This window comes from Streptomyces sp. NPDC048288 (assembly GCF_043201555.1).
Classification (GTDB): Bacteria; Actinomycetota; Actinomycetes; order Streptomycetales; family Streptomycetaceae; genus Streptomyces.
Genome location: NZ_JBICZD010000004.1, coordinates 241539 through 260019 on the forward strand (window position 1 = coordinate 241539; position 18481 = coordinate 260019).

Annotated in this window: 17 protein-coding genes; 9 read left to right on the top strand and 8 right to left on the bottom strand. The window is 68.7% G+C overall.

The window, feature by feature from the left end:
* Nucleotides 1–12: 12 nt before the first annotated feature.
* The 6 genes from ACGFZS_RS16540 to ACGFZS_RS16565 form a co-directional block, all read right to left on the bottom strand.
* Nucleotides 13–1182, bottom strand: a complete 1170-nt coding sequence (locus tag ACGFZS_RS16540; protein WP_393795644.1) for a pyridoxal phosphate-dependent aminotransferase — start codon at nt 1180–1182, stop codon at nt 13–15.
* A 24-nt stretch (nt 1183–1206) separates the two neighbouring features.
* Nucleotides 1207–2001 carry an SDR family oxidoreductase gene (locus tag ACGFZS_RS16545; protein ID WP_393795645.1) on the bottom strand — a complete coding sequence of 265 codons (795 nt, stop codon included), beginning with the start codon at nt 1999–2001 and terminating at the stop codon, nt 1207–1209.
* A gap of 78 nt (nt 2002–2079) precedes the next feature.
* Nucleotides 2080–3084, bottom strand: coding sequence for a biotin-dependent carboxyltransferase family protein (locus ACGFZS_RS16550; RefSeq protein ID WP_393795646.1), 1005 nt, complete (start codon nt 3082–3084; stop codon nt 2080–2082).
* Entirely contained in the window at nt 3081–3824 is a 744-nt protein-coding gene (locus tag ACGFZS_RS16555; RefSeq protein ID WP_393795647.1) for an allophanate hydrolase subunit 1, read from the bottom strand. Before ACGFZS_RS16555 ends, ACGFZS_RS16550 begins: the two co-directional genes overlap by 4 nt.
* A gap of 18 nt (nt 3825–3842) precedes the next feature.
* Nucleotides 3843–4676, bottom strand: coding sequence for a LamB/YcsF family protein (locus tag ACGFZS_RS16560; RefSeq protein WP_393795648.1), 834 nt, complete (start codon nt 4674–4676; stop codon nt 3843–3845).
* A gap of 31 nt (nt 4677–4707) precedes the next feature.
* On the bottom strand, nt 4708–6084 hold the full coding sequence (locus tag ACGFZS_RS16565) for an MFS transporter (protein ID WP_393795649.1): 1377 nt from the start codon (nt 6082–6084) through the stop codon (nt 4708–4710).
* 469 nt (nt 6085–6553) lie between these two features.
* On the opposite strand from ACGFZS_RS16565, the gene ACGFZS_RS16570 reads away from it, so the two are divergent.
* The 6 genes from ACGFZS_RS16570 to ACGFZS_RS16595 all read left to right on the top strand — a co-directional run bounded on the left by ACGFZS_RS16570 (nt 6554) and on the right by ACGFZS_RS16595 (nt 12778).
* Nucleotides 6554–7192, top strand: a complete 639-nt coding sequence (locus ACGFZS_RS16570; RefSeq protein ID WP_393795650.1) for an RraA family protein — start codon at nt 6554–6556, stop codon at nt 7190–7192.
* A complete protein-coding gene (locus ACGFZS_RS16575) occupies nt 7189–8256 on the top strand; it encodes a D-2-hydroxyacid dehydrogenase (RefSeq protein WP_393795651.1) in 1068 nt (355 codons plus the stop codon). Before ACGFZS_RS16570 ends, ACGFZS_RS16575 begins: the two co-directional genes overlap by 4 nt.
* Nucleotides 8257–8303: 47 nt before the next feature.
* The gene (locus tag ACGFZS_RS16580; RefSeq protein ID WP_393795652.1) at nt 8304–9074 is read left to right on the top strand and encodes an SDR family oxidoreductase; all 771 of its coding nucleotides are present in this window, start codon (nt 8304–8306) and stop codon (nt 9072–9074) included.
* Nucleotides 9075–9091: 17 nt separating this feature from the next.
* A complete protein-coding gene (locus tag ACGFZS_RS16585; RefSeq protein WP_393795653.1) occupies nt 9092–10123 on the top strand; it encodes an L-idonate 5-dehydrogenase in 1032 nt (343 codons plus the stop codon).
* 29 nt (nt 10124–10152) lie between these two features.
* The gene (gndA, locus tag ACGFZS_RS16590) at nt 10153–11604 is read left to right on the top strand and encodes an NADP-dependent phosphogluconate dehydrogenase (protein WP_393795654.1); all 1452 of its coding nucleotides are present in this window, start codon (nt 10153–10155) and stop codon (nt 11602–11604) included.
* Between the two features lie 313 nt (nt 11605–11917).
* Nucleotides 11918–12778, top strand: coding sequence for a 3-hydroxybutyryl-CoA dehydrogenase (locus ACGFZS_RS16595; RefSeq protein WP_393795655.1), 861 nt, complete (start codon nt 11918–11920; stop codon nt 12776–12778).
* Between the two features lie 72 nt (nt 12779–12850).
* On the opposite strand, the gene rraA is transcribed toward ACGFZS_RS16595, so the two are convergent.
* Together rraA and ACGFZS_RS16605 are read right to left on the bottom strand one after the other, a co-directional pair.
* A complete protein-coding gene (gene rraA / locus ACGFZS_RS16600; RefSeq protein WP_393795656.1) occupies nt 12851–13336 on the bottom strand; it encodes a ribonuclease E activity regulator RraA in 486 nt (161 codons plus the stop codon).
* An 83-nt stretch (nt 13337–13419) separates the two neighbouring features.
* Nucleotides 13420–14106: a GntR family transcriptional regulator gene (locus tag ACGFZS_RS16605; RefSeq protein WP_393795657.1), complete on the bottom strand. Its 687-nt coding sequence runs from the start codon at nt 14104–14106 to the stop codon at nt 13420–13422.
* 239 nt (nt 14107–14345) lie between these two features.
* Between ACGFZS_RS16605 and ACGFZS_RS16610 the strand changes: the two genes are divergently transcribed.
* The 3 genes from ACGFZS_RS16610 to ACGFZS_RS16620 are packed head-to-tail and all read left to right on the top strand — an operon-like array spanning nt 14346 to nt 18475.
* Entirely contained in the window at nt 14346–15539 is a 1194-nt protein-coding gene (locus ACGFZS_RS16610) for an ABC transporter substrate-binding protein (RefSeq protein WP_393795658.1), read from the top strand.
* Nucleotides 15540–15570: 31 nt separating this feature from the next.
* Complete coding sequence (locus ACGFZS_RS16615) at nt 15571–17352, top strand: ABC transporter permease (protein ID WP_393795659.1); 1782 nt, start codon at nt 15571–15573, stop codon at nt 17350–17352.
* On the top strand, nt 17345–18475 hold the full coding sequence (locus tag ACGFZS_RS16620; RefSeq protein WP_393795660.1) for an ABC transporter ATP-binding protein: 1131 nt from the start codon (nt 17345–17347) through the stop codon (nt 18473–18475). The genes ACGFZS_RS16615 and ACGFZS_RS16620 overlap by 8 nt, the downstream gene beginning before the upstream one ends.
* The last annotated feature ends 6 nt before the right edge of the window (nt 18476–18481 follow it).

The following is an 18481-nucleotide window of genomic DNA, read 5'->3' on the forward strand; positions in this document are numbered from 1 at the left end:
ACGGGACAGAGCTCATCGCAGTGCCGCGAGACCGTCCGCCAGTCGGCGGACCCCCTCGGTGATGGACCGCGGGCTGGCAGCGTACGACAGGCGTAGATGATTCTCCCCACAGGCCCCGAACTCGCTGCCGGGCCGCACCGCGACGCCGTGCGAGCGCAAGGCCGCCACGACTTCCACCGACGGCAGGTCGAGGTCGTAGCGGGGGAATTGGTAGAAGGCGCCTTCCGGAGCGCTCAGGGTGAGGCCGGGGACGGCGGCCAGCGCGTCGCGCATGATGTCCCGGCGCTCCTCGTACGCGGCGCGCATCCGGGCGACGTCCTCGGCGCAGTGCTCCACCGCGGCGAGCGCGGCGTCCTGGACCACGGTGTTCACCGAGCCGTTGAAGGTGTTGTGGACTCGCGCCGCGGCCTGGATGACCGGCGCGGGTCCCCAGAGGTAGCCGACGCGCCAGCCGGTCATGGCGTAGCTCTTGGAGAAGGTCTGGCAGTAGACCGTGCGTTCGCGCAGGCCCTCGACGCAGATCGCGGAGGTGAAGGGGCGGCCGGTGTAGTCGAGGTCGGAGTACGCCTCGTCGGAGATCACCAGGGTGGGCGTGCCGTCGAGCAGGTCGGCGAGGGCTTCGAGTTCCTCGCGACTGTGCACGATGCCCGTCGGGTTGACGGGGTTGCAGAAGACGAAGAGCTTGGCGTCCGTGAGGGCGTCGGCGAGCCGGTCGAGGTCCCAGTGCAGATCCGGCGCGAGCGGTACGGGCACGACGGTGCCGCCTGCCATGGCGACCAGGTCGCCGTAGAGGGAGTAGGTCGGGTCGGGGACGACGACCTTGTCGCCGGGGTTGACGATGCCGAGGATCGAGGCCGAGAGCCCGGCGGTGCCGCCCTGGGTGATCAGAACGTCGGCGGCGGAGGCAGGCGCCCCGGCGATGGCCGAAAGCCTGGCCGCGAGCGCTTCCCGCAGGGACGCCTCGCCGAGCAGCGGGGAGTAGTGGGTGCGTCCGGAGCGCAGTGAGGCGGCGGCGGCCTCGGTGACCTTCTCCGGGGTGTCGAAGTCGGGTTCGCCCATGGCGAGGGAGACGAGGTCGCCACGGGACTGCGGCTGCTGGGCGCGGCGCGAGGCGGCGGCGATCCGGGCGACGGCGTTGGCGGTGCCGTACAGCGGCGGCTGGGCGGTGATGGTGAGCGGCATGCGCTTCTCCTGTCGGCGGGTCGGTCAGGCCTGCGGTGTGCGCTCGGCGGGTGCGCCTGCCCAGCGGCTGGTCTCCAGGTCGGCGGAGACGTCGCGCTGCCGGGTGGGGGCGACGACGATCTCCTGGAGCACGACCCGCTGGGGCAGGGCGACGGCCAGCCGGACGGCCTCGGCCACGTCCTCGGGCTGCACCATGTTCGTACGCTCCTCGGGGGCCGGGGGCCGGGCACGGTTGTCGAGGATGGGGGTGTCCGTCTCGCCGGGCAGCACGGTGATCGCGCGCAGACCCTGGTTGCGGAAGGTGTTGTGCAGGAAGGTCATGAAGTTGCGGACGCCGGCCTTGGCGGCGCCGTAGGCGGCGCCGCCGAGCAGGTTGGGGTTGACCGCGGCGAGAGAGGAGACCGTGACGATCGTCCCGGTGCCGCGGTCGAGCATGTCGGGCAGGACGGCCTGGGTGAGCTGGAAGACCGCGGTGAGGTTCACTTCGAGGACCTGGCGCCACTCCTCGTGCGGGAGCCACTGCGGGTTGAGTACCGAGGAGGCGCTGCCCGCGTTGTTCACGAGGATGTCGACCGGGCCGAGTTCGGCCCGCGTGCGGTCGAGGGCGCGCCGGACGTCGTCCGCGCCGGTGATGTCCGCGGCGAGCGCGAGAGCGGTCCCGCCCTCGGCGCGGATCTTGTCGGCGACGGAGTCGAGCGCTTCCTGGCGGCGGCCGAGCAGCACGACGCGGGCGCCGTCCCGGGCCAGGAGCCGCGCGATCTCCAGGCCCATTCCACTGCCGGCTCCCGTGATGAGCGCGACCGCGCCGGGCGTTGTCATCACCCGTTCCTCCTACTCCGTCGGTGATCCTCGGTTCTCGGAGGATCTGAAAAGCCAGTCACAACTGAGAATAATTTCTCAGTTCGTGTGAAGCAAGGGCGCCGTGAAGCCGACTGCGCCGAACGCCTCCGCTGTCGCCCGCCCCAACGTGCGGAGCCCGGTCTCGACGCGGGCTTGGCGCCGTACCGAGGTCTCGCGGTCGACCCACCGGAAACGCAGCTCGCGTCCCGGCCCGGCCTGACCCAGCAGAGGCAGCGACGCCCGGGAGGCAACGCCCACGATGGGATAGCCCGCGGTCAGGCTCCGGTAGCGGCCGAGGACGATCAACTCGTCCGCGTGCGGGATCTGCAGCGCCCCGACGGGCACGCCGTGCGACACGATTTCCGTGTCGGTCTCCGGGTGCCGGACCGGCCCGGCGAGTCGCAGCCCGACGTGGTCGGAGCGGGGGGTGACCACGTAGACCGACTCCTCGATCAGTTCGCGGATGCCGGCGATCGACCGCATGCCGTGAGTGGCGACGACATCGACAACCCAGGCGCCGTGGTCGAAACGTGGGACGGGAACCGGCAGCCTGAACAGGGGCGCCTCGAACAGGCGTCGGGCGAAACCGCGGAACTCCGTCCGCACCAGGATCCGCGATCCCCGTACGAGTGCCTGACCGAACCCCATACGGGGGTCCGGGGCCGCACTGCCCAGCAGGGTCTCGGCGTCGGCCGTCCCGTTCACGGCCAGATAGGTGCGGGTGCCCCGGCTCATGTCCCCGCGGACCCGCACCTCGTGGCCCGCGGGCACCACCAGCGGCGACCAGCTGTCGGAGGGCGAGCCGGCGACGGTGACCTCGGCAGGGGTGCCGGTGACGGCGATCAGGACGTCGGCATCGGGTACGAACGCCAGCTCGCCGCCCAGGCTCTCGATCAGGGTCGCGTCACGGCGGTTGCCGACGAGCAGGTTCGCCACCACGGCCGAGTGCTGGTCGGCGGCTCCTCCGGTCGGCACACCGCGTTGTTCCGTACCGCTGCGGCCAAGGTCCTGGAAGGTGGTGAGCCAGCCGGTGCGGGTGAAGTCGAGTGCCACCGTCCTCATACGGCCACCTCCGTGACCGGCATCAGCAGTCCGGAGCCCAGTGCCTCGGCCTCCGCCCGGGTGACCGGGACGAAACGCACGACGTCGCCCGTGCCGAACGAGACGGGTTCCGGGCGGGAGATGTCGACGATGGTGCGCGGCGTGCGGCCCACCACGCGCCAGCCGGTCGGACCGGGGAACGGCTGGATGATCGCGTTGGTGCCGGCGATCATGACGGCGCCGGGTGCGACGTCGGTGCGCGGCTCGGCCCGACGGCGTACGGGTCTCGGCACCCGCAGACCGTCCATCATCGGCGCCATCGCGGCACCGAGCAGGCTGATGGTGAAGGTGGATCCGGCGATCGCCTCGACCACCTCGGCGGGGGACAGGCACAACTCCTCGGCGACGGACGCCAGATCGGGGCCGTGCTCGTCGTCGAAGACCACGGGGACGGCGAACGTCCGGACCCGTCGTGCGGGGGCGGCCGGGTCGTCCACGGGCGGGGGTGCCCACCGCGCCACCAGTCGGGCCGCGTACTCCACGTGTTCCAGCGCCGTGACCAGGGGGTCGTACTCGATGAGCAGGGATTCGAGGCCGGAGACGACATCGAGCACCCCGTCCGGGCGATGGGCCAGGAAGCGGTCGCGGAACGCGACGATCCCCGCCCTGCGGACAGCTTGGTCGGTGTGGGGGATGGTCACCATCGCCGCCGAGTCCCCGAAGGGCTCGACGGTGATGGCGCCGTACTGTGCTGTGGTCATCGGCTCATGCGCTCCGCCTCAGCCGGCGAGCGCGGCCTCCGCCTTCTCCGTCTTCTCCGCCTTTTCTGCCTTTTCTGCCAGGACCTCGCGCAGACCGGCGACCCGGATGCCCTCGGCGGCGAGCGCGGCGCGCAGCGCGGTGCCGTTGGCCAGGACGGACGGATGGTCGCCGTGCAGCAGCAGGACGTCGGCGTCGTGGCCGAGCGGGACCACGTTGCCGTCCACCGAGCGGACCGTGCCCTCCCGTACGACCTGCGCGGACCGCTCGCCGATCAGCTCGGGGTCGTGGATCAGCCCGTCCGGGCGCGAGCGGGAGACGGGCATGCCGTCGTCGCCGTAACCCCGGTCCGCGAGGAAGACGTAGCCGACCTCCAGGCCGCGCTTGCGGGACTCCTCGGCGAGCAGGCCGCGCTGACAGATGACGACGTAGTCCTTGTTGTACGCGGCGATCGCGTCGGTGATGGCCCGGGCGTGCCTGGCGTCGGTCTGGGCGATCGAGCCCATCCGGCCGTGCGGGGCGACATGGCTGATGGTGCCGCCGTGCACCCGGGCGAACGCGTCCAGGGCGCCGAGCTGGTAGAGGACGTCGGTACGGATCTCCTCCTCGGTCGCCTCGATGAGCCGGCGGCCGAAGCCGACCAGGTCGGGGTAGCCGGGGTGGGCGCCCAGTTCGATGCCGCGCTCGACGCAGTCCTTGACGGTCCGGTCCATGATGCGCGGGTCGCCGGCGTGGAAGCCGCAGGCGATGTTCGACGAGGTGACAAGGCCGAGCAGGGCGCCGTCGTCGCCGATGGTGTAGTTGCCGAAGCTCTCGCCGAGGTCTGCGACGACTGCTACGGAGTTGATACCCATGAGAGTTGCTCCTGTTGTGGGGATGGGCGGCTCAGCGGGCCTCAAGGGGCCTGCCCTTGGTCTCGCGCAGGAAGGCGACGGTGGTCAGGGTAATCAGCGCGGTGAGGATGGCGGCGAAGGCCGGGATCAGGTTGGAGCCGGTCGACTTGATCAGAGAAGTCATGATCAGCGGGGCGCTGCCGCCGAAGATGACCGTCGAGATGCTGAAGCCGATGCTGTAGGCGGAGTAGCGCACGCTGGTCGGGAACATCTCGGCCAGCATGGTGTGCACCACGGCCGCGTGCCCGGAGAAGGCGATCGCCAGGACGACGGTGCCGATGCAGGCGAGCCCGAACTGCCCGGTGGTGATGAGCTTGAACATCGGGTACGAGACGAGCGCCATGGCGATCGCGGAGCCCGCCAGTACGGGCTTGCGGCCGTGCCGGTCCGAGAGACGGGCCATGACCGGGATGCAGATGACGATGGCGACCAGGCTGAACGCGGTGACCATGAGTGCCCGCAGCATCGAGAAGTTGTGCGCGCCGAGCGAGGTCTTCAGGTAGGTCGGCATGTAGGCGAACAGCAGGTAGTAGCCCGGTCCGTTGAGTGCGGGCAGGAAGATCGTGAGCGCGATCGCCTTGAGGTGGCGCGGGTTGGTGAAGGTGTCCTTGAGGGGGTTGCGTGCGACGGTGTTCTGTTCGCGCAGCGCCGCGAAGTGCGGGGTCTCCTCCAGACGGCGGCGGATGTAGAAGCCGATGTAGCCGAGCGGTACGGCGAGCAGGAACGGGACCCGCCAGGCCCAGGAGGTCATCGCGTCGTCGCCGAGTGTGGTGATCAGGATCGCGGAGAAGGCGCTGCCGAACATCAGGGCCACGAACGAGCCGACGGCGATGAAGCTCATCATGAAGTTGCGGCGCGCGTTGGGCGCGTACTCACCGACGAAGGACATGGCGCCGGCCACCTCGCCGCCGGCGGAGAAGCCCTGCAGCACCCTCAGGAGCACGAGCAGGACCGGCGCACCGACACCGATCGCCGCGTGCGAGGGGATGAGGCCGATGGCCGCGGTGGCGGCGGAGATCAGCACCAGGAGAGTGGCGAGGAGCCCCTTGCGGCCGATCCTGTCCCCGAGGTAGCCGCAGATCACACTGCCGAACGGGCGAGCGATGAAGCTGATCAGGAAGCCGACGTTGGTGAGGAAGAGGTTTCCGGCGTCCGCCTCGCCCATGATGTTGATCGCGAGGTAGGTGACGAGCAGTCCGTAGATGCCGTAGTCGTACCACTCGACGAAGGAGCCCACGGAGCCCGCGAAGGTGGCCTTGCGGACGACCTTGTGGTCGGCGGAGGCGGTGTCGAAGGCTGCCGCACCGGGCTCGTGTGCCGCACCCTCGTGACGGTCCGATGGGATGCCGAGCTGATCTGACGTTGCCATACGCGTTCACTTTCAGTGTCGCGGACTCCGGGGACGGTGTCCTGAGGGTCGTGCGCCGAGCGAAGCTGCTGACAGCGATCGCTGCTGCGCCGAGATGCACCCGACGATGTGGGTCATGAGGGGGAGGCCGGCTGGAGGACAGGTGGACGGCACCAGAGCCAAGATGCGACTTGAATCGCGAATGAGAATAGGTTCGCATTCTGGGGTGGTCAAGGATGTGGTGTTGACTCTGTATTAACTCGCGGTTTCACCCCGCTTCCACCTTCGCTCCTGCTGCTCCGGCGCCCAGGTGACCCCCGATTCCACGGCCCTGGCGGGGTTGGCGCGGCCTGATTCGGCCAGTTCGGCACCCCTTGTGCTGTGCGGTCGATGGATGCAGACTGGCTCACATCAAAACGCGAAAACTTTCGCATTTTGCGGTGGAGGTGCCCCTGATCTCCCCACGCCCACACACCCGAAGGAACCTGCGATGACCCAGGAGAACGTGCGTACGAGCACCGCATGGGAGCGCGTCGACGGACACGTGCTCGATCGCTTCCGTGCCCACTCGGTGGCCAACCTCGGAGACGCCCTCGACCGCCTCAACATCGTCGACGGCGGCATCGCGCCGGTCTGGAACGGCGCCACGGCCGTCGGCACAGCCCTTCCGGTGCTCACCGTCGCGGGCGACAACAAAGCCGTGATCGAGGCCCTCGACCACATCCGCCCGGGTGACATCCTCGTCATCAACGCGTTCGGCTACGACGGCCGCGCGATCATCGGTGACAACCTGGCCCAGCGTTTCGCGGTGTTCGGCGCCGTCGGCGCGGTCGTCGACGGCTACGTACGAGACGCGGCGATCATCGAGAAGCTCGGCGTCCCGGTCTTCGCCCGCGGTCTCACGCCGGCCGGCCCCTTCAAGAACGGTCCCGGCGTCATCGGTGAATCGGTCGCGATCGGCGGCGTCGTCGTGAATCCGGGCGACATCGTCGCCGCCGACGGGGACGGTGTCATCGTCATCCCGCCGCACCGCGCGGAAGAGGCGCTGAGGGGCGTCGAGGAGATCGTCGCCCGCGAGGCCGCGCTGGACGCCGAGGTCGAGGCCCTGCGGAATGCGGCTGCCCGATGAGCGGACGGGCCGACCGACCGGACCGGCTCCGGGTCGCGGTCGCCGCACCGCTGTCCGATGAGAACCGCGCACGCGTCCAGGAACTGGAACCGCGGGTCGACCTCGTCGTCGACCGGGACCTCCTGCCACCGATGCGCTGGCCTGCGGACTTCGCCGGCGATCCGGACTGGCGGCGGACCGAGGACCAGCAGCGGTCATACGAGGCCGTCATCGACTCCGCCGACGTCCTGTACGGGATCCCCGACGTGGACCCGGGCGCACTGGCCCGTGCCGTTCGTGCCAACCCACGGCTGCGCTGGGTGCATACGATGGCGGCCGGCGGAGGCGGACAGGTCAAGGCGGCCGGGCTGACCGATGCGGAACTCCGACGGGTGCACTTCACCACGTCGGCCGGAGTGCACGGACGGCCGCTCGCCGAGTTCGCCGTCTTCGGTGTGCTCGCGGGAGCCAAGGACCTGCCCCGCCTCAACCGCCAGCAGCGCGACCACACATGGAGCGGTCGCTGGACCATGGGACAGGTGCACCGGCAGACCGTTCTGCTGCTCGGACTCGGTGGGATCGGTCGTAAGGTCGCCGAGGCACTGCACGCGCTGGGAGCCACCGTCATCGGCACGAGCAGAAGAGACGTCGGCGTGCCAGGCGTCACGACCGTCGTGCATCCCGACCGCATCACGGATGTGGCGCCCACGATCGACGCGGTGGTGAACACCCTGCCCGGCACCGATGCCACCGAGCACCTTGTGGGCAAACGGTTCTTCGACGCTCTTCGGCCCGGAGCCACGCTGGTCAATGTCGGACGTGGCAGCGTCGTCGACGAGGCCGCCCTGCTCGACGCGCTCGATTCCGGCCGGGTCGGCTTCGCCGCGCTGGACGTCTTCGAGACCGAACCTCTGCCGGCTCGCAGCCCTCTGTGGGGCCACAACCGTGTCCTGGTGAGCCCGCACACCGCCGCACTCGACGCCGCGGAGGACCGCCTCATCGCCGAGCTCTTCGCCGCCAACGCCACCAGACTCCTCGACGGCCACGACCTGATCAACCGGGTCGACACCGTCGAGTTCTACTGACCCCCTGCTGCCACCGACCCCTGCGAACAGGAAAGACCACCACGAACATGTCCTCCCCCTTCGACCTCACCGGCAAGGTCGCCCTGGTCACCGGATCGAGTCGCGGCATCGGGCTGGGAATCGCGACCGGGCTCGCGGACGCCGGAGCGACCCTCGTCCTCAACGGCGTCGACCCCGTCCGCCTGGAGAAGACCCGCACGTCACTGGCCGGGCGGTTCGGCGACGACCGGGTCGCGGCCCGCGCGTTCGACATCGTCGACGAGAACGCCGTCGCGGAGGCCGTCGAGTCGGTCGAGTCCGGGATCGGGGCCATCGACATCCTGGTGAACAACGCCGGGGTCCAGCACCGGGAGCCCCTGACCGAGGTGAGCCTCGACGACTGGCGGCGGGTGATCGACACCGACCTCACCGGCGCCTTCGTGGTGGGTCGCCATGTCGCGCGCCGGATGCTGCCGCGCCACGCGGGGAAGATCATCAACATCTGCTCGGTCCAGACCGACCTGGCCCGCCCCACCATCGGCCCGTACACGGCGGCCAAGGGTGCTCTGCGCAATCTCACGCGGGTCATGACGGCCGAGTGGGCCGGGGAAGGGCTCCAGATCAATGGGGTCGCCCCCGGATACATCCATACCGAGATGACGCAGAACCTCGTGGACGACGAGGACTTCAATTCCTGGATTCTCGGCCGTACTCCGGCCCGGCGCTGGGGGACGGTGGCCGACGTGGTCGGCCCTACCGTCTGGCTCGCGTCCAGCGCTTCCGACTATGTCAACGGCCAGGTCGTCTTCGTCGACGGCGGCATGACGGTCGTCGTCTGAGAAGGGAATCTTTCACGATGTCCATGACCACCACGGCGGTCGTCGCACATGGCGCCGGCGACGTCCGCATCCAGAACGTCGACGTGCGCACACCAGCGCCCGACGAGGCGGTGATCGCCGTCGCCTACGGCGGTGTCTGCGGCTCCGACCTGCACTATTGGCGGCACGGTGCCGTGGGTGAATCGGTCCTGCGGGCACCGATGATCCTGGGACACGAAGTGTCCGGAACCGTCGTACAAGCGGCGGCTGACGGAACCGGCCCCGCAGCCGGAACCCGGGTCACCGTGCATCCGGCGAGGCGGGAGCGAACAACCGTCCGCTTCCCCGACGACCGCCCCAACCTCTCGCCCGGAGTGCGCTACCTCGGCTCCGCCGCACGATTCCCGCACACCGAGGGAGCCTTCGCCGGCGAGGTCGTGCTGCCTGCGGTCATGCTCCGCGCGCTGCCGGAAGCCCTGGACCTGCGCATCGCCGCCCTGGCCGAGCCCGCCGCCGTCGCCTGGCACGCCGTGTCCCAGGCAGGCGACCTGCGCGGCAAGCGCGTCCTGGTCGTCGGCAGCGGACCCATCGGCACCCTGGCTGTCGCGGTGGCGAAACGGTCCGGGGCCACCGAGATCGTGGCGGTCGACCTGCACGCCAAGCCCCGCGAGATTGCGAGGGCGGTGGGAGCGACACGCACCCTCGACGCGGGCGACAGCGAGGGTATCGCGGGTGTGGACGCAGACGTGGTGATCGAGTCCTCAGGCAATCATCGAGGCCTGGCCTCCGCCGTCAAGGGCGCTACCCGTGGCGGCACCGTGGTCATGGTCGGCCTGCTGCCCAACGGTGACCAACCCGTGCCGATCGCCCACGCCATCACCCGGGAGGTCCGCCTCGTCGGTTCGTTCCGCTTCAACGACGAGATCGACGAGGTGATCCCGGCTCTTGCCGACGGCTCCCTGGCGGTCGAACCGGTCATCACCCACACCTTCCCCGTGGACGAAACGCTGAAGGCACTCACCGTTGCCGCTGACTCCTCTGTCTCCGGCAAGGTCCTGCTCGCCTTCTGAACACATCGCACTGAACGAAAGAGGTACGGATGAACACCCGAGCAACCGCCAACATCGGCGTCGTGGGGTTGGCGGTGATGGGGTCGAACCTGGCGCGCAACCTCGCTTCCCGTGAGGGCAACACCGTCGCCGTGTACAACCGCACGCGGCAACGCACCGAAGAGCTTGTCAGCCGGCACCCGGAGGCGGGACTCATCGCCGCCGCGTCGATCGACGACTTCGTCGCCTCGCTGGCCCGGCCGCGCACCGCCATCGTCATGGTGCAGGCCGGAGCGGGCACCGACGCGGTCATCGACCAGCTCGCCGAACGCTTCGAACCCGGAGACATCATCGTCGACGGCGGCAACGCGAACTTCCAGGACACGATCGCCCGCGAGAAGCGGCTCGCCCCCACCGGCGTCCACTTCGTGGGCGCCGGCATCTCCGGCGGCGAAGAGGGCGCTCTCAACGGCCCTTCGATCATGCCCGGCGGCTCGGCGGAGTCCTACCGGACCCTCGGACCCGTCGTCGCCTCCATCGCGGCCGTCGCCGAGGGCGAGCCCTGCGTCACCCACGTGGGCACGGACGGCGCCGGCCACTTCGTGAAGATGATCCACAACGGCATCGAGTACGCCGACATGCAGTTGATCGGCGAGGCGTACGACCTGCTGCGCACGGTGGGCGGTCTGCAGCCGCACGCGATCGCGGACGTCTTCGCCGAGTGGAACAAGGGACCGCTGGAGTCGTACCTGATCGAGATCACAGCCGAGATACTCCGCCAAGTCGACCCGGCCACCGGACAGCCGTTCGTCGACGTGGTGCTGGACCAGGCGGGGTCGAAGGGCACCGGGGTATGGACGGTGCAGAACGCTCTTGACCTCGGCGTCCCCGTGGGCGGCATCGCGGAAGCGGTCTTCGCCCGTTCTGTCTCCGGGAGGTCGGCGCAGCGGGCGGCGGTCCGGCGGGTAATTGCCTCACGACCCGAAGTGCAGAAGGCCGACGACACCTTCGCGCAAGACGTGGCCGCGGCCCTCTACGCCTCCAAGGTCGTCGCCTACGCACAGGGCTTCGACGCCATCGTCGCCGGGGCCGAGAAGTACGGCTGGAACATTCGCAAGGACCAGATCGCCAGGATCTGGCGGGGTGGCTGCATCATCCGGGCACGCTTCCTCAACCGAATCGCGGAGGCGTACACGGAGACCCCGGACATCGCCACACTGCTCGAAGCACCGTACTTCGCACGGGCCGTCACCGAAGGCGAGGAGGCGTGGCGCCGCGTCGTCGCGACGGCGGCACTTTCCGGCGTACCGGCCCCCGGGTTCGGCGCGGCACTCAGCTACTACGACTCCTTGGCGGCCGAACGGCTCCCTGCCGCACTCATCCAGGGCCAGCGAGACTTCTTCGGGGCCCATACCTATCGCCGCGTCGACAGGCAAGGCGTCTTCCACACCGAGTGGTCCGGCAGTCGCACCGAGATAGCGATGGACACCGACGAGCACTGAGGGGCGTCCGCTCTGGGCAGTGGGCAGTGAGGTGGTAGGGACGTACCGACGTCTGTGTACCACCTCACACTCGGCAGGGTAGTAGGACGTCCTACTATTTCTTCCGGAACACCTCCGATCGTCGTACCGCCCCCGGGCCACCGAACGGGAGAAGCCCTCCCAACTGCGCTGCCCTCAAAGGTGCTGAGGTCAGCGGGAAGTACATCTTTGCTTGTCGATGGATGCCATCCGCATGTGCTCGCTCCAGCGGATCGCCGACGGCTTCATCGAGGCCGGGGGCCGGTATCGCCGTCAACGTCTGAGAGGACCCTCCATGGATTCCATCACCCGGCTCGGAGTCGTCGGCTGCGGCCTCATGGGCTCCGGCATCGCCCAGGTCGCCTCCCTGGCCGGCCTTGACGTCCGCGTCGCCGAAGCCACGTCCGACGCGGCCGAGGCTGGTCGTCGCCGGGTCGCTTACTCTCTCGACCGAGGAGTCGAGCGGGCGAAGCTCACTGAGGACCAGCGTGACCAGGCCCTTGCCCGACTCTCCTTCACCCACGATCTCGGCGATCTGGCCGACCGTCAGTTTGTTGTCGAGGCCGTCGCCGAGAACCGTGACATAAAGGCCGACGTCCTCCGTTCCCTGGACAAGGTCGTCGAGGACCCCGCAGCGATTCTCGCCACGAACACCTCCTCCATCCCCATCGTGGACCTCGCCGTCGCCACCGAACGCCCCGAACAGGTCATCGGCATGCACTTCTTCAATCCCGTGCCGGTGCAGCGGCTGGTCGAACTGATTCCGGCCCTCACCACCAGCGCGGACACCGAACGGCGTACGGGTGCCTTCGCGGAGCAGCTCGGCAAGGCGACCGTCCGGGCAGTCGACCGAGCCGGGTTCGTCGTCAACGCCCTGCTGGTCCCCTATCTGCTCGGCGCGGTCCGCATGGTGGCGTCCGGCGGCGCGCGCCCCGACGACATCGACCAGGGCATGGAGTTGGGCTGCGCCCACCCGATGGGTCCGCTCCGCCTGCTCGACCTCATCGGTCTGGACACGGCTCAAGCCATCGCTGAGTCGATGTACGAGGAGTACAAGGAGCCGCTGTACGCGCCCCCCGCTCTGCTGCGCCGGATGGTCGCCGCCGGACATCTCGGCCGTAAAAGTGGACGCGGGTTCTACACCTACGGCAACTGAGCTGATGCGCCGGCGGGCGACGGCGTTCGCGGCGCCGACCCTTGAAGGGCTCGGGGCGGCCTCTCGCCGATATCAGGTAGTCGGCAGGAGGACAACACCGTCCTGGTCGGCGTGCAGGATGTCGCCGGTGGTGAAGGTGACGCCGCCGAACGACAGGGGTATGTCGACGGCACCGGCGCCGGCTTTCCCGCTCTTACGAGGGCTGGTGCCGAGGGCCTGGACACCTATGTGCATGCCGGCGAGGACGGCACTGTCGCGGATGGCCCCGTACACGACCACACCGGCCCACCCGTTGTCACGTGCCCGCTCGGCCATCAGATCACCGAGGAGCGCGGACCGTAGCGAGGCCCCGCCGTCGACGACGACGACACAACCCTCCCCGGGGGTGCGGAGCAATTCGTGCAGCAGGGCGTTGTCACCGGGACAGGAGACGGTCCGGACCGGTCCGGCGAAGGAGTGCACCGCGCCATAGGAGTTGAACTGCACCTCACAGACTCGGAGTTGGTCCTGGTGCTTGTCAGCGAGGTCGGCGGTGGCGATGGGAGAGGTTGTGCGCACTGCAACTCCAAGGTGTCGTGTGAAGCCGCGACGGGCGCCGGACTTCCTTCGTGATGGCGCCGCTGGCTGTCGCCAGGACCATGTCAGCTTCGGTCGGCGCGCTCGGCGTGGCCGAGTCGCCATACGGCCGTTGCTCCGAGGCTCGTGTCGATGTGCTTCCGCATGATCTCCGCGGCGCCCGCGCCATCACCGAGAGCGACACATTCGACGAGCGCCTCGTGCTCCTCGGCCTTCTGATCGCGGGCGTTCTGGCCAGGATCCGTGCGGAGCGCGAGGAGACGATAGCGGTCCGCTTTGTCCCACAGTGCCTCCAGAGTCCCGATCAGCAGGTCGTTGTGGGACGCCATATAGATCGCGGCGTGGAAGCGGCGATGCGCCACCAATTGCTCGACGCTCGGATGCGGGTGGAGCGGGGCCAGCCCCTCCGCCGCGGCTCGGATGGCCTGGATGTCGGCGTTGGTGCGCCGTTCGGCCGCGAGTGAGGCGGCCAGCGGGTCCAGGGACCGTCGGATCTCCAGCAGGTCGCGCGCCTCCTCGGCCCGCAAGGGTGAGACCCGGGCATCCCGGTGGGCGTCCAACTCGACGAGCCCCTCGCTCTTGAGGCGGCGGAGTGCCTCACGTAGCGGTGTGGTGCTGATGCCGATGAAGCTCGCGAGCTCGCGCTGTTGGATCACCGAGCCGGGTCCCAGTTCCCCGGAGAGGATCCGGTCGCGGACCTGGCGGTAGGCGAAGTCGCTCTTCGTCTCGAAAGTCTCAACTGGCTGCGACATACGGCCCCCTCTGGCGTCCATGGTTATAACCTACCGAGTCGTCGTTGACCCCACAACCGCGCATCCTACTTGGTGGGGTGTGAGGGAGTGCTTGATGACGGCGATGCATGCCCTTTCCTCAGGACGCTTTGGTGCCAGGTGGCCATCGGATCTTTCCTAAAGGGTTGACGTCATAGGTTATAACCGTCACTGTTTGCGGCACCCGAGGCGCACGCCGGGTCTCTTCAAGGAGGAAGAGCATGACCGTAAACCCCCGCAGAACCGCACTGGACGCCGGCCGGACCGTGGCGGATGCAACCCGCCGCTGGACCAGGAACGCTCTCGCGCTCGGCGCCGTGGCGTCCCTCGTTCTGGTCGCCGCCTGCGGATCCGGAGACGACGAGCCGGGCGCCAACAACGTCATCGAGTCCGGCAAGGCGCCTTCGTACTACCCGGCCGCGTACAAGGACATCATCGCGGCGTCGAAGAAGGAGGGTGGCGCCCTCACCATCTACTCCAACACGGACCAGGAGAACTGGGCCCCGATCTTCCGCGACTTCAAGAAGAAGTACCCCTGGGTCAAGAAGATCGACGCGAACAACCTCGACAGCGACGAGGTCTTCCAGCGGGTTCTCAGCGAGCAGGCCACCAACGGCTCCCCGGCGGACGTCCTGGTGTCCAACGCCTCGCAGGCGTGGGCCGACTTCGCCGACCGCTCCGGAACGCTGCTGCCCTACAAGTCGCCCGAGGTGGCCAAGCTCCCCGCGAACGCCACGCTGCTGCCGAACGTCTACGCGATGTCGATGGACCCGCTGTCCATCATCTACAACTCCTCGCTCGTCAAGGGGAAGCCCACCGGTCTGAAGTCGCTGGCCGACATCGTGGCCAAGGATCCCGGCAAGTACAAGGGCAAGATCACCACCCGTGACGTGACCGGCTCGTTCGGGTTCTCGGTCTCCCACGCCTTCACCGAGAACCGTCCCGAAGCCTGGTCGACGCTGGAGAAGCTGCTGCCCTACGGCAAGGCCGAGTCGTCCTCCGGAACCCAGCTGGAGAAGGTCCTCTCGGGCGAGTACCTCGCCGGCTTCTTCGTGAGCGCCGCCCCCGCCTATCCCAAGGTGAAGGAGAGCGGCGGCCTGCTGGCCCTGACCTTCCTCGACGACGGCACCGTCGTCATGCCCCGCGGCATCGGCATCGCCGCCAAGGCCCCGCACGCCGCGACCGCGAAACTGTTCACCGACTTCGTCCTTTCCGCGGAGGGCCAGCGCGCCGTCGCCGAGGGCGGTCTCACCTCGTACCGCGACGGCATCGAGGCCACGGACGGCCGCCACACCTATCAGGAACTGGTCAAGGCGGTCGGGCAGAAGAACGTCATCGACGTCAAGTACACCAAGGTCCCCGACGCCGAGGTGAAGGCGTTCACCACCCGCTGGAACGGGCTCCTCGGCCGCTGAGCCGCCAGACCCACGAAAGGCCTGACAGAACATGCCTGCTACCAAGACGGCGCCGTCGCCGTCCGGCAGCGACAGCCCGCCGCGGCCCAGCGGTCACCCGGCTCCCCGATACCGGCGCGTCCTCGGGCGGGGGCGGGAGGTGTGGCTGCACTACGCGGTCATCATCGTGCTGGCGCTGCTCGTGCTCGCGCCTGTGGTGCCGACGCTCTACCAGTCCCTGCTCGACCGGCCGCTGTACGAGGCCGGGGGAGTGCTCAGTTTCGACAACTACGTCAAGCTGTTCACCGACGCAGGCTTCGGCCGGGTGGCGCTCAACACGGCGCTGTTCGCGGTCCTCACCACTGTCTTCACCCTGGTCATCGCGATCCCGATGGCGGTGGCCGTCGTCCGCACGAAGATCCCCGGCGGGCGACTGCTCGCCGCCGCGATGCAGTGGCCGTTCTTCATCTCCTCCCTGATCCTCGGCTTCGGCTGGATCACGATGTACGGCCCTGCGGGCTTCGTCAGCGTGAAGGTCGCCCAGGTCTTCGGGAGCGTGCCCTGGAACCTGTATTCCATCCCGGGCATGGCGCTCACGGAGGCCGTGGCTCTGGCGCCGATCGCCTACACCTTCTGCGCGGGAGCACTGCGCCAGAGCGACGCCTCACTGGAGTCGGCCGCCCAGGTCTGCGGCGCGGGACCGCTTCGCATCATCTTCCAGGTCATCCTGCCGATGCTGCGCCCGCCCATCGTCTACAGCTCGATCCTGGTCGTCTCGATCTCCGTGGAGACGCTCAGCGTGCCCCTGCTGTACGGCCAGCCGACCAACATCCAGGTCTTCTCGACCTTCCTGTACCGCAACGGACTCCAGTCCATCAACCCCGACTACGGGGTACTCGGCGCGGCGTCCGCCATCATCCTCTTTGTCACCGTTGGCCTGGTCGCGGTCCAGGCCAAACTTCTCAAGGACGCCCAGCGGTTCGTCTCGGTGCGGGGCAAGGCCACCCGCCCGCGCCGCCTCGAGCTGGGCTGGCTGAAGTGGATCAGCCTGCTCTCCATCGTCTTCTACGTCGTGATGGGCGCCCTCGTGCCCATCGGAGGCCTGATATTCCGCTCGTTCACCCTGGTCTTCACCCCGCTCCAGTCGCCACTGAAGACCCTGACGACCGCCAATTACGAACGGATCTTCAGCTACACCGCCTACGTCGACTCCATCGTCAACAGCCTGATCGTCGCGGGCGTAGGTGCCGTCCTGGTGAGCTTCCTCGGACTGCTGGCCGTGATGGTGGCCCGCCGCTCCACCTTCCGCTTCCGCAGGGCGGCGGAGTATCTGGCGCTCGCGCCGCAGGCGATGCCGGGGATCATCGTCGGCATCGGCCTCTTCTGGGCCTTCGCCTACGCCCCGTTCGGAATCGGCAACCTGCTCCAGGGCACCCTGTGGGCCATCATCATCGGCTTCGGACTGCGCGCCCTGCCCAGCGGATTCGGCTCCTTGGCCCCCTCGATCATGCAGATCGGCCAGGAACTCGACAACGCGGCGCGGGTCTCGGGCGCCGACTGGATCAAGACGTTCACCATGATCCTGGCCAAGCTGCTCACTCCCGCCTTCGCCGGCGCGCTCGTCCTGACCTTCGTGACGATGCTCAAGGAGTACTCGCCGGCCGTCTTCCTCGGCTCGGCCGACAGCAAGATCATCGGCACCACGATGCTCGAACTGTGGGTCCAGGGGAACACTGGGTCTGTCGCCGCGCTGGCCACCCTGCAGATCGCCATCACCGCGGCCTTCGTCGGGCTCGCCGGACTCCTCCTGAAGGGACGCAACAACGATGCCTGACGTCAAGGTCTCGCACCTCCAAAAGCAGTTCGGGGGCAATGTCGTCCTCGACGACGTCGACTTCACCATCCGGGACGGCGAGTTCTTCACCCTGCTCGGCCCCAGCGGCTGCGGCAAGTCGACCACCCTCAACTGCATCGCCGGTCTCGAACAGCCCACCAGCGGCTCGATCTCGGTCGGTGACACTCCCTTCGTGGACAGGGAGAAGAAGCTCTTCGTGCCGCCCGAGGGCCGCAATCTGGGCATGGTCTTTCAGTCCTATGCCCTGTGGCCGCACAAGACCATCGCCGCCAACCTGGCGATGCCGCTGCAGATCCGCAAGGTCGACAAGGCCGAACAGCGCCGGCTCATCGACGAGGCCCTGGACAAGGTCGGCTTGTTGCACCTGCGCGAGCGCTACCCCCACCAGATGTCCGGCGGCCAGCAGCAGCGCGTCGCCCTCGCGAGGGCGCTGGTGTATTCGCCGAGCGTCCTGCTCCTCGACGAGCCGCTGTCCAACCTGGACGCCAAGCTGCGAGAGCAGGCCCGTGCCTGGCTCAAGCGACTCCAGGAGGATCTTGGTATCACGACCGTCTACGTCACCCACGACCAGGACGAGGCTCTAGCCCTCAGCGACCGGATCGCGGTCATGTCCGGCGGCCACATGCTCCAGGTCGGCACCCCCCAGGAGATCTACGAGACCCCGGCCACCGCCGAGGTCGCCGCGTTCGTCGGCCGCTGCAATTTCCTCAAGGCCACGGTCACCGAGGCCACCCGGGACGGAGCCGTCCTGAAGCTGGCGGCCAACGGACAGGCCGTGTCCGTCACGACGACCCGGAGCCTGGGCACGGGCGAGACCGTCACCCTCGCTATTCGCCCCGAACGTCTCTCCGTCCTCGCCGCCGCCGACCACACGGCGCCCGGCACGAATGTCATCAGTGCGGAGGTCCTCACCACCTCCTATCTGGGCTCCCGCTTCGAGTACGACCTCAAGGTCGGCGACCTGGTCGTCCAGGTCGTCAGCGACCGCGGCGGCCTCACCGGTCCCGTCAGCCTCGCGGTCGAGCCGGCGGCCTGCCTCGTCTACAGCGACACGGTCGTGCTCTCGGAGGACGCCCAGGCTCTCCTGACCGTCACCGGCTGACATCCA

Coding starts and splice junctions, on each gene's coding strand:
- ACGFZS_RS16540 (WP_393795644.1), bottom strand. CDS start 1,182: ATGCCGCTCACCATCACCGCCCAGCCGCCGCTGTACGGCACCGCCAAC.
- ACGFZS_RS16545 (WP_393795645.1), bottom strand. CDS start 2,001: ATGACAACGCCCGGCGCGGTCGCGCTCATCACGGGAGCCGGCAGTGGA.
- ACGFZS_RS16550 (WP_393795646.1), bottom strand. CDS start 3,084: ATGAGGACGGTGGCACTCGACTTCACCCGCACCGGCTGGCTCACCACC.
- ACGFZS_RS16555 (WP_393795647.1), bottom strand. CDS start 3,824: ATGACCACAGCACAGTACGGCGCCATCACCGTCGAGCCCTTCGGGGAC.
- ACGFZS_RS16560 (WP_393795648.1), bottom strand. CDS start 4,676: ATGGGTATCAACTCCGTAGCAGTCGTCGCAGACCTCGGCGAGAGCTTC.
- ACGFZS_RS16565 (WP_393795649.1), bottom strand. CDS start 6,084: ATGGCAACGTCAGATCAGCTCGGCATCCCATCGGACCGTCACGAGGGT.
- ACGFZS_RS16570 (WP_393795650.1), top strand. CDS start 6,554: ATGACCCAGGAGAACGTGCGTACGAGCACCGCATGGGAGCGCGTCGAC.
- ACGFZS_RS16575 (WP_393795651.1), top strand. CDS start 7,189: ATGAGCGGACGGGCCGACCGACCGGACCGGCTCCGGGTCGCGGTCGCC.
- ACGFZS_RS16580 (WP_393795652.1), top strand. CDS start 8,304: ATGTCCTCCCCCTTCGACCTCACCGGCAAGGTCGCCCTGGTCACCGGA.
- ACGFZS_RS16585 (WP_393795653.1), top strand. CDS start 9,092: ATGTCCATGACCACCACGGCGGTCGTCGCACATGGCGCCGGCGACGTC.
- gndA (WP_393795654.1), top strand. CDS start 10,153: ATGAACACCCGAGCAACCGCCAACATCGGCGTCGTGGGGTTGGCGGTG.
- ACGFZS_RS16595 (WP_393795655.1), top strand. CDS start 11,918: ATGGATTCCATCACCCGGCTCGGAGTCGTCGGCTGCGGCCTCATGGGC.
- ACGFZS_RS16605 (WP_393795657.1), bottom strand. CDS start 14,106: ATGTCGCAGCCAGTTGAGACTTTCGAGACGAAGAGCGACTTCGCCTAC.
- ACGFZS_RS16610 (WP_393795658.1), top strand. CDS start 14,346: ATGACCGTAAACCCCCGCAGAACCGCACTGGACGCCGGCCGGACCGTG.
- ACGFZS_RS16615 (WP_393795659.1), top strand. CDS start 15,571: ATGCCTGCTACCAAGACGGCGCCGTCGCCGTCCGGCAGCGACAGCCCG.
- ACGFZS_RS16620 (WP_393795660.1), top strand. CDS start 17,345: ATGCCTGACGTCAAGGTCTCGCACCTCCAAAAGCAGTTCGGGGGCAAT.